The following is a 16,532-nucleotide window of genomic DNA, read 5'->3' as shown; positions in this document are numbered from 1 at the left end:
AGCATCAGGCCACCGAAAGCCGGATTCTGGCGGCGCTCGGCTATGAAAATGGCGTGCGCAAAACGGCGACGACCTTCATCCTGCCCGCGAGTGTGATGCCGGTCGCCCTGACAGTGGCCCTGCTGGGTTTGGCGGGTATCGGTTTCCAGGTCGGCCGTCGGCGGGCTATCGCCCGGGCGCGCGCGATGCAAGGCGATGGCGCTGGATTCGGTCGCATCCTGCACTCATTGCCGGGCTATCACGGCCTCTATGTGATGTTGTGTTGCCTGATCCCCGGTTTGCTGGCTTTCGCCATCGGCGGTGTTCTGGTCCACGGTTCGGACAATCCCGATCGGGCCTGGGCGGCGATCGCGGCCGCGGTGCTCGCCCTGGCGGCGGTCGGGCTGGTTTGGGCGCGCCGGCATATTCGCCCCGACTTCCGAGCGCGGAATTTGGTCGAGCGGGCGATTCTGGTTCTCTTGATCGCCTGCTCGCTCCTGTCGATCCTGACCACCGTCGGCATCGTCCTGTCGCTGCTGTTCGAAGCGATGCGGTTCTTCGCCGGTGTGCCCATCACCGAATTCCTGTTCGGCCTGCAATGGAGCCCGCAGATCGCCTTGCGCTCGGACCAGGTCGGTGCCTCCGGCAGTTTCGGGGCGATCCCGATTTTTGCCGGCACCTTGCTGATCACCGTGATCGCCATGATCGTCGCCGTGCCGATCGGACTGATGTCCGCTGTCTATCTCTCGGATTACGCCAATCCGAAAGTGCGCGCCGTGGTAAAGCCGCTGCTGGAAATCCTGGCCGGCATTCCGACCGTGGTCTACGGCTTCTTCGCCGCCCTGACGGTCGCCCCGTTCCTGCGCAGCCTTGGTGCGACGATCGGCCTCGACGTCGCTTCGGAAAGCGCATTGGCGGCCGGCGCGGTCATGGGCGTCATGATCATCCCCTTCGTCTCCTCGCTCAGCGATGACGTGATGAACGCCGTGCCGCAATCGCTGCGGGACGGTTCCTATGCCCTGGGTTCGACCAAATCCGAAACGATCCGCCAGGTGGTCTTCCCGGCCGCACTGCCGGGCATCGTCGGCAGTATCCTCCTCGCCGTGTCACGTGCCATCGGCGAAACCATGATCGTCGTCATGGCCGCCGGCCTTACCGCCAATTTGACAGCCAATCCTTTTGCCGCGGTCACCACCGTCACGGTCCAGATCGTGACCCTGCTGGTCGGTGACCAGGAATTCGACAGCCCGAAGACCTTGGCGGCCTTCGCGCTTGGCCTGGTGCTGTTCGTGATCACGCTCTGCCTCAATATCGTTGCTCTGCGAACCGTCCGCAAATACCGGGAAAAATATGACTGATTTCACCATGCCATCCATCCCTGGTAGCGCCACGGCCCGTCTGCGGAAGCCCGATCTCTCGCCGGGCCGAATCAGCCGCCGCTATGCCGCCGAGCGCCGCTTCCGTCTCTATGGCGTTCTCGCCGTCGGCCTCGCCATCGTCATGCTGGCCTTGCTCCTGATCAGCATTGTCAGCAAAGGCTATTCGGCCTTCATGCAGACGCGCATCAATCTCGACATCACCTTCGATGCCCAAGAGCTCGACCCACAGAACACGCGCGATCCCGCTGTGCTGAAAGCGGCGAATTACACGCCGCCGATCCGCAAGGCCTTGAGCGCTCAATTCCCGGATGTCACCGAGCGGACGGATCGTCGTCGTCTCTATGACATCATCAGCAATGGCGCCGATCGTCAGCTCATGAAGATGGTGCTTGCCAATCCCGCGATCATCGGCACCACTCAATCGGTCAGCCTGCTCGCCGGCGACGATTTCGATATGTTGAACAAGGGCCGCATCAGCCGCAACGTTCCCGAGGCTGAACGCGTGCTGAGCGACAAGCAACTCGGCTGGTTCGACAAATTGCAGTCCGGGGGGCGTGTCCACTACGCCTTCAACCTCGACTTCCTGACCTCCGGCGACAGCCGCGAGCCGGAACAGGCGGGTATCCTGGGCGCGCTGATCGGCTCGCTGCTGACCATGATCACCACGATCGTCCTTGCCTTGCCGCTGGGTGTGATGAGCGCGATCTATCTCGAAGAATTTGCGCCGAAGAACCGCATCACCGATATCATCGAGGTCAATATCAACAATCTCGCCGCGGTACCGTCGATCGTCTTCGGCCTGCTCGGCCTGGCGGTTTTTCTCGGCTTTTTCGGCCTGCCGCGATCGGCGCCGCTGGTCGGCGGCCTGGTTCTCTCGCTGATGACCCTGCCCACGGTGATCATCGCCACGCGGACCGCGCTGAAAGCCGTGCCGCCATCCATCCGCGAAGCGGCCTATGGCATCGGTGCCTCTCAGCTCCAGGTCGTGCTGCATCACGTTCTGCCGCTGGCCACACCGGGCATCATGACCGGCGCAATTATCGGTCTCGCCCGTGCCTTGGGCGAATCCGCGCCGCTGCTGATGATCGGCATGGTCGCCTTTATCGTCGATGTCCCGCGCTCGATCGTCGATCCCTCGACGGTGCTACCGGTGCAGGTCTATCTCTGGGCCGACAGCCCCGAGCGCGCTTTCATCGAGCGCACCAGCGCCGGCATCATGGTTCTGCTGGTTTTCCTTATCCTCATGAATGCGGCAGCGATTTTCGTGCGCCGCCGGTTCGAGCGCCGCTGGTAGGCGTGGGAGAGATGAAATGAACGACGCAACATCGAATACCGTGATGCGTTCAGGCCATCATGGCATGGCGCTACCGATGACTGCCGCGGGCAAGGAACGCCGGGCGCCGGCCAGCGAGGCCACCAAGATCCACAGCAAGGATGTCTGCGTCTTCTATGGCCAGAAGCAGGCGCTGTTCAATGTTGCCCTGGATATCCCCGAGCGCCAGGTGACGGCGTTGATCGGTCCGTCCGGCTGCGGCAAGTCGACCTATCTCCGCTGCCTCAACCGCATGAACGACGTTATCGAAGGCTGCCGCGTCACCGGCACGATCGCTCTGGATGGCGAGAACATCTATGAGACCAAGCTCGACGTCGTCATGCTGCGGGCGCGGATCGGGATGGTATTCCAGAAGCCGAACCCTTTCCCGAAATCGATCTATGACAATGTGGCCTATGGGCCGCGCATTCACGGCATGTCGCAAAGCAAGGCTGATCTCGACGAAATCGTGCATGGCAGCCTGGAGCGTGCAGGACTGTGGAACGAGGTCAAGGACCGCCTGGATTCGCCGGGCACCGGCCTTTCGGGCGGTCAACAACAGCGTCTTTGTATCGCCCGGGCAATCGCGGTGTCGCCGGAAGTCATTCTGATGGACGAACCCTGCTCGGCGCTCGATCCCATCGCGACGGCGAAGATCGAAGAACTGATCGATGAATTGCGCGAGAATTACACGATCATCATCGTCACCCATTCGATGCAGCAGGCGGCACGCGTCAGTCAGAAGACGGCCTTCTTCCATCTCGGCAACTTGGTGGAATGGGGCGAGACCGAACAGATTTTCACGAGCCCGCGCGACGAACGTACCCAGGGTTATATCACCGGTCGGTTCGGCTGATCGGCGGAGCGGAGAATAGTATGTCGACCAAGAGCACCGATCATATCGTCAAATCCTTCGACAGCGATCTTCAACATCTCAGCCAGGTCATCGCCGAAATGGGCGGTCTTGCCGAATCGCAGCTCAGCGCGGCGATCGATGCCCTGATCAAGCGCGACAGCGAATTGGCGGCGCGTGTTGTGCAATCCGACAAGCGTATCGACGACCTCGAACAGGAGATTGCCAATTTCACCGTGCGCATCCTCGCCCTGCGCCAGCCGATGGCGCAGGACCTGCGGGAAGTGATCGCGGCGATCAAGATCGCCTCCGATCTGGAGCGGATCGGCGATTATGCGAAGAACATCGCCAAGCGTGCGATCATCCTCAACCAGCAGAGCCCGGTACGGCCGGTCAATTCGATCCCGCGCATGGGGGCGATTGCCCAGCAGATCGTCAAGGGCGTGCTCGACGCCTATATCGAAAAGGATGCGGATCGCGCCCAGGCAGTCTGGCGTCGCGATGAAGACGTCGATGAAATGTATAACAGCCTGTTCCGCGAGCTTCTGACCTATATGATGGAAGATCCGCGCAATATCGGCGCCTGCACGCATCTGCTGTTTATCGGCAAGAACATCGAGCGTATCGGCGATCACGCCACCAACATCGCCGAAATCATCTACTTCCTCGTCCACGGCAAGAGCCTGGATGAATCGCGTCCGAAGGGAGATACAACAAATGTTGCAGTCGGCAACTGATCGTAACCGCCCGCCCATGAATTCACCGCGCGATGGCCAGAACGGCCAAATGACCCAACCGCTGATCCTCATCGTCGAGGACGAGGCGGCTCTCGTAACCCTGCTGCGCTACAACCTCGAACGCGAAGGCTTCCGTGTTCTGGAAGCCGGCAATGGCGAAGAAGCGCTGTTGCTGATCAAGGAACAGCGGCCCGATCTGGTTCTGCTGGACTGGATGCTGCCGATCCTCTCCGGGATCGAAATCTGCCGCCAGATCCGCCGCAGTCCGGAACATCGCCTGACCCCGGTCATCATGCTGACCGCCCGCGGCGAGGAGGCCGACAAGCTGCGCGGCCTCGAGGTGGGCGCCGACGATTACGTGACCAAGCCCTTTAGCCCCAGCGAGTTGGTGGCGCGGGTGCGGGCCGTGTTGCGGCGGGCCAAGCCGCAACCCCAGGGCGAGACGCTCAGCTACCGCGACCTGACGATGGATCTGATCACCCACCGGGTGCGCCGGACCGGCCGGGAAATCCATCTCGGGCCGACGGAATTCCGTCTGCTGAAGTTCCTGATGGAAAACCAGGGCCGGGTGTTCAGCCGCGAACAATTGCTGGATTCGGTCTGGGGCCGCGATATCTATGTCGAACCGCGGACGGTGGACGTGCATATCCGTCGGTTGCGCAAGGCGATCAATATCGACGGTGCGGCCGATCTCGTCCGCACGGTGCGCTCCGCCGGTTATGCTCTGGATGCGGAAGACTGACCGTCCCGATCGGCCAGTCGCCCCGCCTCCCTCCGTCCAGGCCATTTTCCGCCTCGTCTCGCTTGTCCTCGTAAAAGCGGCAAGAATGCCCCATAGTCCAACAGGAGCTATGGCCCGCTGCGGCTTGACGCTTCTGGGGATGGCGCAAGCCATGCCGATTTGCTATCCGCCACTAGTGGTTGCGGTGGAAGGGTGACTGGCCGGCTCTTCGGCGAAGCTTGTTAATATTTTTCCGCGAAGACCTCGGCGGTCCTGCATACCCCTGTGTTTACTGTGGCGAAAATCCGTTTATTCTGATGAAAGCAGCGACAAGCTGCCGTTAAGCAAACTGGGAAGGAGCCGTCATGCCGAAGAAAATTCTCTGCGCCGTCGATGGATCACACGAAGCCGATCGCGCGGCCGCTTGTGCGGCCGATCTGGCCAAGGATACCGGTGCGAAACTGACTTTATTGCATGTTAACCCGATCCCCGCGGATCGTATCGCCAAGACATATTTTTGGGATGAAGTCCTGCTTGGCGCCGTGGAGCGGCAAATTCATCAGCAGATTGGTAATGCCGCGAAAGTCGTCGCGGCGCGGGGCGGCGCGGATTTCGACACCGTCGTCGTCTCCGGTAACAGAGTGTCCTCGGCCATCAATTCCTATGCGGAAGAGAAGGGCTACGACCACATTGTCATCGCGACCGGCATTTCCAATGAGCTTGAGCGCATCATTCTCGGTTCTGTCGCGACCGATGTGATTTCCAAGGCGCATTGCCCGGTCACGGTCGTTCGCTGAATTCCCGTTCAAAGGTGCGCCAGTCTCCCTGGCGCACCCACTGCCTGGCAAAGTCACCAGGGTGGCTCGCCTGATCAGTGACGGAAATGCCGCATGCCGGTGAAGACCATGGCGAGGCCGGCTTGGTCGGCGGCGGCAATCACCTCTTCGTCGCGCATCGAACCGCCGGGCTGAATGACAGCCGTTGCCCCGGCTTCGGCGGCCGCCAGCAGACCATCGGCAAAGGGAAAGAAGGCATCCGAGGCGACCACGGATCCCTTGGCCCAGCTCTCCGCCGCGCCGGCAGCCTTGGCCGCTTCCGCCGCTTTCCAGGCGGCGATGCGGCTGGAATCGACCCGGCTCATCTGGCCGGCGCCGATGCCGACCGTGGCGCCATCCTTGGCATAGATAATGGCATTGGATTTGACATGTTTCGCCACAGCCATGGCGAACAGCATATCCGCCAGCTCACGCACACTGGGCACGCGCTTGCTGACCACTTTCAGCGCCGCTTCATCGATGCGGCCATTATCCCGGCTTTGCGCCAGAAAACCCCCGGCCAGGGTCTTGATGGCAAGGCCATGCGCCATCGGATCGGGCAGGCTGCCCGCTTCCAGCACGCGGAGGTTTTTCTTCTTCGCCAACACCGCGCGCGCCTCATCGCTCACTTTGGGCGCGATGATCACTTCGGAAAAGACCTGGCTGATGAGTTCGGCGGTGGCCGCGTCCAATGCGCGGTTGACGGCGATGATGCCGCCAAAGGCGCTGACCGTATCGCAGGCGAAAGCGCGCCGATAGGCCGTGGCGAGATCGTCATCCATGGCGACGCCACAGGGATTGGCATGCTTGATGATGGCGATGGCCGGCTGGGCGAACTCCGCCACCAATTCATAAGCGGCATCGGTGTCGTTGAGGTTGTTGTAGCTGAGTTCCTTGCCCTGCAACTGCACCGCCGTCGCGATGCCAGGGCGCCGCTCGGCGGTGGCATAAAAGGCCGCCGCCTGATGGGGATTCTCGCCATAGCGCAGGGTGTCGCGGCGCTGTCCGGCCAAAGTTAAACGGCTGGGAAAAGCCTGCTGTTCCTGTTCCGCCATCCAGGCGCTGATCGCCGCGTCATAGGCGGCGGTGCGGGAATAGGCATCCAGCGCCAAGCGCCGCCGCAGACCGAGGCTGGTCGCGCCGCCGAGGGCCGCCATCTCCGCCATGACCGGCGCGTAATCAGCGGGATCGGTGACCACGACGACGAAATCGTGATTCTTGGCGGCGGCGCGAATCATCGCCGGCCCGCCGATATCGATATTTTCGATGCAGGTCTCGCGATCGGCACCTTTGGCAACTGTCGCCTCGAAGGGATAGAGATTGACCACGACGAGATCGATATCGGCGATCCCGTGGTCGCGCTGCGCCGTCACATGATGATCGAGGTCGCGCCGCGCCAGGATGCCGCCGTGAATGGTGGGATGCAATGTCTTGACCCGGCCATCCATGATTTCCGGAAAGCCGGTATGGTCCGAGACTTCCTTGACCGGGATGCCGGCGGCCGCAATCGCCTTGGCCGATCCGCCGGTTGATAGGATCTCGACCTTGCGGTCCGCCAGGAAACGCGCGAAGGGGATGAGATCGGTCTTGTCGGAGACGGAAATCAGCGCCCGGCGCACCAAGCGCGGTGCGGGATCATGGCGCGGCTGAGCGGTATGCGGTTGGTCCTTGCTGGTCGTCATGATCGGTCGTCGTCTCTCGTGAAGGCGGAATATTGTGCGGCGTAACGCGGCGGCTGGACGATCGCGTCACCTGCGCTACGGCTTACTTCTTGCCGTTGCTTTCCTTTTGCAGCGCCCATTTGATCTGGGTGGCGTCGTTATCGATCATGCCGAGCACCACCAATTGCTGGCTGCGGCGTACCTGGCCGCGCTGGCCCATATAGATGCTCTCGGCCAAGGCGATGTCGCCGCCCTGGACGCGCATCCGCCAACCGCCGGCGCCAGGTATTTTCAGCAGAGCGGCCTGGCCGTTCTGGGTGATCGAGGCCTGGACCTGTGGATGCAGGTGGAAGCGCAAGGTGAAGGCATTGCCGCCGCTGCCGTTCAGCGTATCCTCCCCCATCAGCTCATGGCCATCCGCCGCCAGGAACAGCCGGCGGCGATGGATGAGGCCATAGGATTCGTCATAGCCGTTATGGCTGGTATCGAGCCAGATCTGGCCCTCGGTTTCCTCCCGCCGGCTGGTGACGACGGTTGGCCGCAAGGCCATGCCGCCGTGCTCCAGCAGCATGGAGGAATTGGTGTCGTCGACGATCAGGGTCGAATGGGCGGCGGTCGTCCGCTGCACCTGGCGCCAGTCATCGGCGCCGAGATGGGCGGCGCCGCAATTGACGATGATGCGATGGGTGCCGTGGCTCATTTCGAAAGCCAGCGTGCCGGCATGGGCATGATCGTCCAGGCCGTGGCGCGGCGGGGCGCCGCAATCCATCAGAACCATCGTCTTGCCGGCCTTCAGCCGCTGATAACCGGTCAGCGGCAATTGACTGAGATCGCGCAGCCGGTCGCCGACGCGCGACAAAGCCTCGCCGAGCAGTTCCGGCGTTTCCTCGCTGGTATCGTTGAACAGCGCCAGCTTTCCGTCGCCATGGCACATCATGTAGACGACCGAGGCGATATTCTCGATGGCGATCTGCAGATGATCGGGCAGCGGCTGGCGTGCGAGGGTCAGGACGTGACGCAGATCAAGGAAACGTTGCAGCAGATCCAGCATGACGCCGGGACTGCGTTCCACATGGCCGCCATCCGCCAGCATCTGTCGGCCGATTTCCTGGGCGAAGATCTTCCGCCCGCGCTGTAGCCAGGAATCGCCCTGCGGCAGCATGACCCCGGCGATCATCAGCGAAATGGCGGCTTTGAGAAGCGAGCTGCCGGCCAATCCATCGGGCAAAGCGCGGGCAAGATGGGTTGCCTGCCGGTTGAGGCTGTAGAGCAGGGCTGAACGGAACAACGCGTCGCTCTGGATTTCCAGGAAGCCCTGGTTAAGCAGTATCCGGCGCAGCCGGTCGGCCAGGATGTCGCCGCGCCAGGCGAAGCTGTCATAGCTTGGATTCTCTTCCAGCCATTGCTGGGTCAGCTGCCGGGCCAGTTGCCGGGCAGCAGGGCCGCCGCAGGCGCGCAGATGATCCAGCCATTCGAAAGCATTGATCTGACGCCGCCATTCAAGGCTGACGCCGATCGGATTGCCGAGCGGCTTGGGGTTGCGCACCACTTCGCTGCCGCAGCGATATTCACCGCCCAGCAGATGCAGGCCCAGCTGCTCGTCGCCCGGCCAGAGTTCCTGCGGACTGATCGTGAGATCGCCGCTGGAGCGCTTGCCGAGGGTCCAATTGTAGAGCCGGCTGCGATAGACCGGCTGCGCCAGGTTGCGCCAAGCCAGGGAAGCCAGCATATCGCGGGGCAGGGCGAAGATGGTCTGCAGTCGCGGTGCGATCAGTTTGGGCCGCTGGTTCCCCTTGCGCAGGCGCGGCTGACTCTGGATCGTGTCGCTGGTTGCGCTTTCCGCCACGCTGGAGACCTCACTCAGCCACGTAAACGGGCAATGTTGCCGGCATAGGCATCGGGGCCGCCGGTAAAGGTGGCGGTGCCGGCGACCAGAACATCGGCCCCGGCGGCAATGGCGATCCGTGCGGTTTCCTCATTGATGCCGCCATCGACCTCCAGGTCGATCGGCCGGCCGCCCTGGCGCGACGAGACGTCGTCGATGCGGCGGCGGAGCTCGCGAAGCTTGTCGGTGGCGCTGGCGATGTATTTCTGTCCGCCGAAGCCCGGATTGACGCTCATCACCAGGACCAGGTCGATTTCCGGCAGCAGGTGATCCAGGACGGAAAGCGGGGTCGCCGGATTGAGCGACACGCCGGCCTTCTTGCCGAGCGACTTGATCAGCTGCACGGTGCGGTGGGGATGTGGACCCGCCTCCGGATGGAAGGTGATGATATCGGCGCCGGCGGCGGCGAATTCCTGCGCGAAGGCATCCACCGGGGCGATCATCAGGTGAACGTCGAAGGGCAGGGTGCTATGGGGCCGCAGGGCCTTCACCACCATCGGTCCGATGGTCAGATTGGGCACGAAATGACCATCCATGACATCGACATGGACATAATCGGCACCCGCCGCCGTGATCGCCTGCACCTCCGCGCCCAACCGGGCGAAATCGGCGGAAAGAATCGAGGGGGCGATTTTGATCTTTTGCTGCATGGCTTTATCCCTTGCCGGATACCTACCACCTGGAATCCGGTGGAGCAAGCCGAGCCGGGCCGGCAATTGTGGCATTACGGCGGCAAATTCATCCGGCATCTGAGAAATTGGCATTTGCCGGCTCGGGAGCAGCCCCGCAAGATGGTGGCCATGGCGCCCCAAGACCGGCCGAGCGGGCACGCCGCCGGACCGGGCCAGCCGAAAGGGAGGTCGAGCAGCGACATGACGGGAAAAGCCGCATTTTACGGTCAACTCAGCGACACCTTGGCAGGCATCCGAACGGATGGGTTCTATAAATCCGAACGTTTGCTCGCCGGCCGGCAGCAGGCCGCGATCCGGCTCGAATCGGGCGCCGAGGTGCTCAATTTCTGCGCCAACAACTATCTCGGCCTGGCCGATGATTCCCGCCTGATCGCCGCCGCCAAGGGCGGGCTCGACCAATATGGCTTCGGCATGGCATCGGTACGGTTCATTTGCGGCACCCAGACCCTCCATAAGGAATTGGAGGCGGCGCTCAGCCGCTTCCTTGGCTTCGAGGACACCATTCTCTATTCCAGCTGCTTCGATGCCAATGGCGGCCTGTTCGAAACGCTGTTGGGCGAAGAGGATGCCGTCATCTCGGATGCGCTCAACCATGCCAGCATCATTGACGGCATCCGGCTCTGCAAGGCCAAGCGCTTCCGCTACCGCAACAACGACATGGCGGATTTGGAAACGCAGCTCCAGGCGGCTCGCTCGGCCGGTGCCCGGCATGTGCTGGTCGCCACCGACGGCGTCTTTTCCATGGACGGCATCATCGCCGATCTCAAGGCGATCTGCGATCTGGCGGATCGCTATGGCGCGCTGGTCATGGTGGATGATTCCCACGCCGTGGGCTTCATCGGGGAAAATGGTCGTGGCACGCCGGAAGCTTGTGGTGTCGAAGGACGCGTCGATATCGTGACCGGCACCCTGGGCAAGGCCCTGGGCGGGGCCAGCGGCGGCTATGTCGCGGCCAAGCGGCCGGTGGTCGATCTCTTGCGCCAGCGCTCGCGGCCCTATCTCTTTTCCAACAGCCTCGCCCCGGCCATCGTTGCCGCCAGCCTCACGGTGCTGGACTTGCTGTCGAGTTCGGAAGGGGCGGCGTTGCGCCAGCAGGTGGCGGCGAACGGCACCTATTTCCGCGAGCAGATGGCCGCGGCCGGATTCACGCTGGTGCCCGGCCGGCATCCCATCATTCCGGTGATGTTGGGCGATGCGGTGCTGGCCGGCCGCATGGCCGAAGCTCTGCTGGCGGAAGGGATCTATGTGATCGGCTTCAGCTATCCGGTGGTGCCCAAGGGCCAGGCCCGCATTCGCACCCAGATGAGTGCTGCCCATAGCCGCGACCATCTCAACAGAGCAATCGCCGCCTTCACCAAGGTCGGCCGGAATCTGCAAGCGATTTGAACCAACCGGACATTGTCCGCAGGAGCGACAGATGAAAGCACTTGCCAAACTGGAACGGGGACCGGGGCTGATTCTGACCGATCTGCCGAAACCGGAAGTCGGCCATAACGACGTGCTGATCAAGATCCGCAAGACCGCGATCTGCGGCACCGATATCCACATCTGGAAATGGGACGACTGGGCACAGAAAACCATTCCGGTGCCGATGCAGGTCGGCCATGAATATGTCGGCGAGATCATCGAGATCGGCCAGGAAGTGCGCGGCTTTTCGATCGGCGACCGGGTTTCCGGCGAAGGCCATATCACCTGCGGTCATTGCCGTAATTGCCGCGCCGGGCGGCGCCATCTCTGCCGCAACACGGTCGGCATCGGCGTCAATGTGCCAGGCGCTTTCGCCGAATATCTCGTCCTGCCGGCGGTCAATGCCTTCAAGATTCCTGACAATATCAGCGACGATCTGGCGGCGATCTTCGATCCCTTCGGCAATGCCACCCATACGGCGCTCAGCTTCAACCTGGTCGGCGAGGACGTGCTGATCACCGGCGCCGGCCCGATCGGCATCATGGCAGCGGCGATCTGCCGCCATGTCGGCGCACGCCATGTGGTGATCACCGATGTGAACGATTACCGCCTCGATCTCGCGCGAAAGATGGGCGCCAGCCGGGCGGTGAATGTCAGTCGCGACCGGCTGCGCGACGTGATGGACGATCTCGGCATGCAGGAAGGCTTCGATATCGGTCTGGAAATGTCCGGCGTGCCGGTTGCCTTCCGCGATCTGCTGAACGTGATGAATCATGGCGGCAAGGTGGCCTTGCTCGGCATTCCGCCGGCGGAAACCGCGATCGATTGGAATCAGGTCATCTTCAAGGGGCTGGAGATCAAGGGGATCTATGGCCGCGAGATGTTCGAGACCTGGTACAAGATGGTGTCGATGCTGCAAAGCGGCCTCGACCTCTCGCCGATCCTGACCCACCACTTCCCGGTCGATCAGTTCAAGACCGGCTTCGACGCCATGCTGTCGGGGCAATCAGGCAAGGTCATCCTCGACTGGGCGGCCTAGCGGCACTGCCAGCCGGTTGGGGATGGCTGTCTAGCTGTCGAGCGTGAGCCGCGCGGCATAGAAGCCGTCGATGCCGCCTTGCTGGGAGAGCTGGTAGGGGAAGGAGCGGAGATCGCCGTCGCGGGTCAGCAATTCTTCCAACCCGCCGATTTCGAAGGCGCCGATCGGCAGCCGGCGCATCGACGGATTGCGGGCAAGGAAGGCGGCGATCCGTGCTTCGCCTTCTTCCGGCTGCAGCGAACAGGTGCAATAAACGATGCGCCCGCCGGGCCGCACCAAGGCAGCGGCGGCATCGAGCAGGCGGTCCTGGGTCGCGGTCAGCTTGACGATATCGCGTGGGTCTTTCAGCCAGGCCACGTCGGGGTGCCGGCGGATCGTGCCGGTGGCAGAGCAGGGCGCATCCAGCAAAATCGCATCGAATTCCTTGCCCTTGCGCCAGAGCGCTGCATCGGCAGCTTCCAATTGCGCCGTCAGTTGCAGGCGGATGAGATTTTCCTTCACGCGTTCCAGGCGCTTATTGGAGCGGTCGAGCGCCGTCACCGCCGCCCCTGCCAAGGCAAGCTGCGCCGTCTTGCCGCCGGGTGCGGCGCACATATCCAAGACGCGCTGGCCGGTGAGATCGCCGCCCAGCAGCCTGGCTGGCAGCGCGGCGGCGGCATCCTGCACCCACCACATGCCTTCGGCGAAGCCTGGCAGATCCTCGATGCGGGGCGAGGGGCGGTAATGTTCCTGCGGATGAGGCGGGCGCCGCACCGTGCCGGTCGGCAGGACCTCGCCTTGCAGCAACTTGGCCCAATGAGCGGGATCGCGCCGCACGGTGAAATCCAGTGGCGGTTCCGCCAGATGCGCGGTGGCAATCGCCGTCGCCTGCTGAACGCCATAGGCCTTCACCCAGCTCTGCCACAGCCAGTCAGGCAGGCTGATTGCACCGGTGAAGATACCATTCCCGGGCCGCGCCTGGCGGAACAGCTCGGCATCCCGGACGATGCGGCGCAAAACGGCATTGACGAGGCCCTTATAACCGGCTTCGCCACCGCGTTTGGCGACCAGGCTGACCATGGTATCGACCGCGGCATGAGCCGGGGTCTGGAGGAACAGCGTCTGCGCCACACCCAGGCGCAGGATGTTGCGCACCGCGCTGGCCCGGGCCGGCAGGGGCTTTTCCAGGCATTGCGCCAAAGTGTGATCGATCTGGCCGAGATGCCGCAGCGCGGTGGTGACGAGCGCGCGGACGAATTGCCGGTCGCGGCTCGGCAACCGCCCGAGATCCGGATGGCTGCTCAAGGCTTCGTCCAATGGTTGCCGCCGGCGCAGCACCGCTTCCAGCAGATCCAAGGCGGCGGCGCGTGCCGAAATGACGGGCATATCGCCCATCGGCTCAGCCGGGTTGGAGGGGGAGTTGGGATCGGACGAGATCGGGTCAGGCAACATGGCGCCCTTATGCCCGATCCCTCCTGCCTTGTCTAAGCCTGTATGCAGGAAACTTGAGGTGCGCGGTGGAACCGAAGCGCGCTGGCCGGATGTCGCGCGGCGCGACCTCAGCCCCAGGGGCCGCGTCTTGCGTCATCACTGCTGCGCGGGATGCGGCTGGTCCCGCGGGGTGCCTTCCCAGGTGCATCGGAGGCCGCTCTATCCTCCGATGAGGTGCCGGTGTCCCACGGATTCGCTGGCCGCGCAAAAGCCTCGTCGCGCATGCCACCGGACGCGGGCTGCATCGCCAGCAGGCGGGTGATCCGCTCCTGGGTGGAGGGATGAGTGGAGAACAGGCTGGCCATGCCGCCGCCATGGAGCGGATTGATGATGAAGAGATGGGCCGTGGCTGGATTGGCCTCGGCTTCGGGATTGGGAATCGCGGCAGCGCCCTGCGAGATCTTCGCCAAGGCGGAGGCCAGCCAGCGCGGCTGGCCGCAGATTTCCGCACCCATCCGGTCGGCCTCATATTCGCGCGACCGGGAGATCGCGAATTGCACCAGCATGGCGGCCAAAGGTGCGACCAGCGCTGCCAATAGCAGGCCGATCCCGCCCAAGGGATTTTCCCGGTCGCGGCTGCCGCCGAAAAACACGCTCATCTGCGCGAAACTGGCCAGCATGCCGATGGCGCCGGACAGGCAAGCGGTGATCGTCATGGTCAGGCTGTCGCGGTTCTTCACATGCGCCAGCTCATGGGCCATGACGCCAGCCAGTTCCTGGCGACTCAGCGTCCTGAGGATTCCGGTCGTCGCGGCCACAGCGGCGTTTTCCGGATTGCGGCCCGTTGCAAAGGCGTTGGGCTGCGCATTCTCGATTAGGAAGACCTTGGGCATCGGTAATTGCGCACGCTGCGCCAGCTCGGCCACCAGATCGTAGAAATCCGGTGCCGTCGCCCGGTCGATCTGCCGGGCGCCATACATGCGCAGCACCATTTTATCGGCATTCCAATAGGCGAAAAGATTGGTGGCGCAGGCGATGGCGAGCGCGATCAGCATGCCACCTTGGCCGCCGATCGCATAACCGACCACCATGAACAGCGCGGTCATCGCCGCCAGCAACAGTCCCGTCTTCACATGTCCCATTGTCAGCCTCGCCGGCACGGCTAAGAGCCGGTGCCTGTGCACATATTTCGCAACACCAATGTCGCTGCGTTTGACGGCTTTTTATGTTGGAGGCCAAAGCGATACGATCAAGATGCCGGTCCGTCGAAAGGAGATGTCTTGAAAGAGGCGATCGGCGGCCGGTAAGATCGCCGCATGGAACGGAAATCAACGTCAAAAACTGGCAGTAAACCTTCGCCGGCCGCATCTTCCGGCCATCCGACGGTGGCAAAACCGGCGAAACCGGTTCCCGCCGGGACGCAGCCGGCCGATCCCGCGAAGCCGGAGAAACCGGTTGAGATCGGCGGTCCGAGCGGTCCCGAGCCGACGCGTTATGGCGATTGGGAGCGGAATGGCCGGGTCAGCGATTTTTGAGCGCCCGCAAAAATCGCGCAGCCCCGCACACTGGCGTCGCGTGATTCCCAGTTAAATCATTGTTCAGACGGCACAGTTTCACCGCTTCGTGATTCGCCGCTGCGCCGGGGCCGGAGCTAACCTGCGACCCATTATGGGGCTTCGATTATTCATCTTGGCGTCGGCAATGATCGCGGTGGCAACCAGTTTTGCCGGCTCCGATGGCGCATGGGGACAGGCGCAGGGGGGCACGGGAGCGGATAAGGGGCCGGGCTCCGCAGAGGGTCTTGTCGCGCCAGCCACTGCACCTGCGGCGCCTATGCCGGCTCAAAGCAACATGCCGGCCGAAGCCGATATGACACCCACGGCAGCCTTGGCGGTAAGTTTGACACCGATCACCGCGCTGACCTCGGCAACCCCGGTCGTGGTGGAGCTTTTCACCTCCGAGGGCTGCACCTCCTGTCCTCCCGCCGATGAAAATCTGGGCAAATATGTCGGGCAGCGTTCGATCCTGCCGCTCTCTTATCACGTCGATTATTGGGACTATATCGGCTGGCCGGACCGCAATGCCGATCCCGCTTTCTCTGCCCGTCAGCGCGGCTATGGCGATGCTTTGGGCCATGCCATGGTCTACACACCGCAGGTCATCATCGCCGGCACCTCGGACTCGCTTGGAACCGATCCGACGGCTCTGGCGATCGCCTTGGCCGATGGCCGTCACGTGGCCCGCATGACGGCGATCCGCATGATGCGGGATGATAGCGGCAATGTTCTGCTGGATTTGCCGCAGGCAAATCTGCCGTCCCCAGTGACGCTTTGGCTGTTGACCTATCGGCATAAGGTGGAAACCACCGTGGCGGCCGGAGAAAATGCCGGCAGGGACCTGGTCTCCTATAATGTCGTGCGTTCATTGCGGAAGCTCGGGCAATGGACGGGCAAGGCGGAAACGCTGCCGGTGACCCTCGCTCCGCTTCCGGCTGGCGAAAGCGCGCCGGATGCTGTCGCCGTCATTGCCAATCTGCAGGAACACGGCCCGGTTATCGCCGCCACCGCAATCCGCTATCAGGATTTCGCACCCTAACTTCGCGGCGTTTGAACTGCCGCTTTTCCCCGCTCTCGACGCCGCTG

General features: G+C 63.0%; 15 protein-coding genes. 10 read left to right on the top strand and 5 right to left on the bottom strand.

The features are described from left to right. The first annotated feature begins 95 nt into the window (after positions 1-95). The 6 genes from pstC (at position 96) to SMD27_RS03310 (ending at position 5,778) form a co-directional block, all read left to right on the top strand. Positions 96-1,337 (top strand): phosphate ABC transporter permease subunit PstC, encoded by a 1,242-nt coding sequence (gene pstC, locus SMD27_RS03335; RefSeq protein ID WP_320507548.1) that lies wholly within the window; start codon positions 96-98, stop codon positions 1,335-1,337. Next, a complete protein-coding gene (pstA, locus tag SMD27_RS03330; protein ID WP_320506906.1) occupies positions 1,330-2,652 on the top strand; it encodes a phosphate ABC transporter permease PstA in 1,323 nt (440 codons plus the stop codon). Before pstC ends, pstA begins: the two co-directional genes overlap by 8 nt. Positions 2,653-2,668: 16 nt before the next feature. Beyond that, entirely contained in the window at positions 2,669-3,526 is an 858-nt protein-coding gene (gene pstB / locus SMD27_RS03325; RefSeq protein ID WP_379991032.1) for a phosphate ABC transporter ATP-binding protein PstB, read from the top strand. 20 nt (positions 3,527-3,546) lie between these two features. Further along, positions 3,547-4,260 (top strand): phosphate signaling complex protein PhoU, encoded by a 714-nt coding sequence (gene phoU / locus SMD27_RS03320; protein WP_320506905.1) that lies wholly within the window; start codon positions 3,547-3,549, stop codon positions 4,258-4,260. 49 nt (positions 4,261-4,309) lie between these two features. Further along, on the top strand, positions 4,310-5,002 hold the full coding sequence (gene phoB / locus SMD27_RS03315) for a phosphate regulon transcriptional regulator PhoB (protein WP_320507546.1): 693 nt from the start codon (positions 4,310-4,312) through the stop codon (positions 5,000-5,002). A gap of 344 nt (positions 5,003-5,346) precedes the next feature. Next, positions 5,347-5,778: a universal stress protein gene (locus SMD27_RS03310; protein WP_320506904.1), complete on the top strand. Its 432-nt coding sequence runs from the start codon at positions 5,347-5,349 to the stop codon at positions 5,776-5,778. A 74-nt stretch (positions 5,779-5,852) separates the two neighbouring features. Here SMD27_RS03310 and purH read toward each other — a convergent pair whose 3' ends face one another. From purH to rpe, 3 genes are all read right to left on the bottom strand, one after another. Next, entirely contained in the window at positions 5,853-7,478 is a 1,626-nt protein-coding gene (purH, locus tag SMD27_RS03305; protein ID WP_320506903.1) for a bifunctional phosphoribosylaminoimidazolecarboxamide formyltransferase/IMP cyclohydrolase, read from the bottom strand. 82 nt (positions 7,479-7,560) lie between these two features. Beyond that, complete coding sequence (locus SMD27_RS03300; RefSeq protein WP_320506902.1) at positions 7,561-9,303, bottom strand: heparinase II/III family protein; 1,743 nt, start codon at positions 9,301-9,303, stop codon at positions 7,561-7,563. Between the two features lie 14 nt (positions 9,304-9,317). Next, positions 9,318-9,992, bottom strand: a complete 675-nt coding sequence (rpe, locus tag SMD27_RS03295; protein WP_320506901.1) for a ribulose-phosphate 3-epimerase — start codon at positions 9,990-9,992, stop codon at positions 9,318-9,320. Positions 9,993-10,031: 39 nt separating this feature from the next. Here rpe and SMD27_RS03290 point away from each other — a divergent pair, with 39 nt between their 5' ends. Both SMD27_RS03290 and tdh read left to right on the top strand, forming a co-directional pair. Further along, positions 10,032-11,420 (top strand): glycine C-acetyltransferase, encoded by a 1,389-nt coding sequence (locus SMD27_RS03290; protein ID WP_320506900.1) that lies wholly within the window; start codon positions 10,032-10,034, stop codon positions 11,418-11,420. 31 nt (positions 11,421-11,451) lie between these two features. Then, positions 11,452-12,480 (top strand): L-threonine 3-dehydrogenase, encoded by a 1,029-nt coding sequence (gene tdh, locus SMD27_RS03285; protein WP_320506899.1) that lies wholly within the window; start codon positions 11,452-11,454, stop codon positions 12,478-12,480. Positions 12,481-12,510: 30 nt separating this feature from the next. Here the strand turns inward: tdh and SMD27_RS03280 are convergent, their stop codons facing one another. Both SMD27_RS03280 and htpX read right to left on the bottom strand, forming a co-directional pair. Then, entirely contained in the window at positions 12,511-13,911 is a 1,401-nt protein-coding gene (locus SMD27_RS03280) for an RsmB/NOP family class I SAM-dependent RNA methyltransferase (protein ID WP_320506898.1), read from the bottom strand. A 107-nt stretch (positions 13,912-14,018) separates the two neighbouring features. Further along, on the bottom strand, positions 14,019-15,032 hold the full coding sequence (gene htpX, locus SMD27_RS03275) for a zinc metalloprotease HtpX (RefSeq protein ID WP_320506897.1): 1,014 nt from the start codon (positions 15,030-15,032) through the stop codon (positions 14,019-14,021). Positions 15,033-15,206: 174 nt separating this feature from the next. Between htpX and SMD27_RS03270 the strand changes: the two genes are divergently transcribed. Together SMD27_RS03270 and SMD27_RS03265 are read left to right on the top strand one after the other, a co-directional pair. Continuing rightward, on the top strand, positions 15,207-15,425 hold the full coding sequence (locus SMD27_RS03270; protein WP_320506896.1) for a DUF1674 domain-containing protein: 219 nt from the start codon (positions 15,207-15,209) through the stop codon (positions 15,423-15,425). A 166-nt stretch (positions 15,426-15,591) separates the two neighbouring features. After that, positions 15,592-16,485 (top strand): DUF1223 domain-containing protein, encoded by an 894-nt coding sequence (locus SMD27_RS03265; RefSeq protein ID WP_320506895.1) that lies wholly within the window; start codon positions 15,592-15,594, stop codon positions 16,483-16,485. Positions 16,486-16,532: the final 47 nt, after the last annotated feature.

Origin of the sequence: Dongia soli (assembly GCF_034044715.1) — a bacterium.
GTDB lineage: Bacteria > Pseudomonadota > Alphaproteobacteria > Dongiales > Dongiaceae > Dongia_B > Dongia_B soli.
This window is presented reverse-complemented; position numbering and strand designations above follow the sequence as displayed.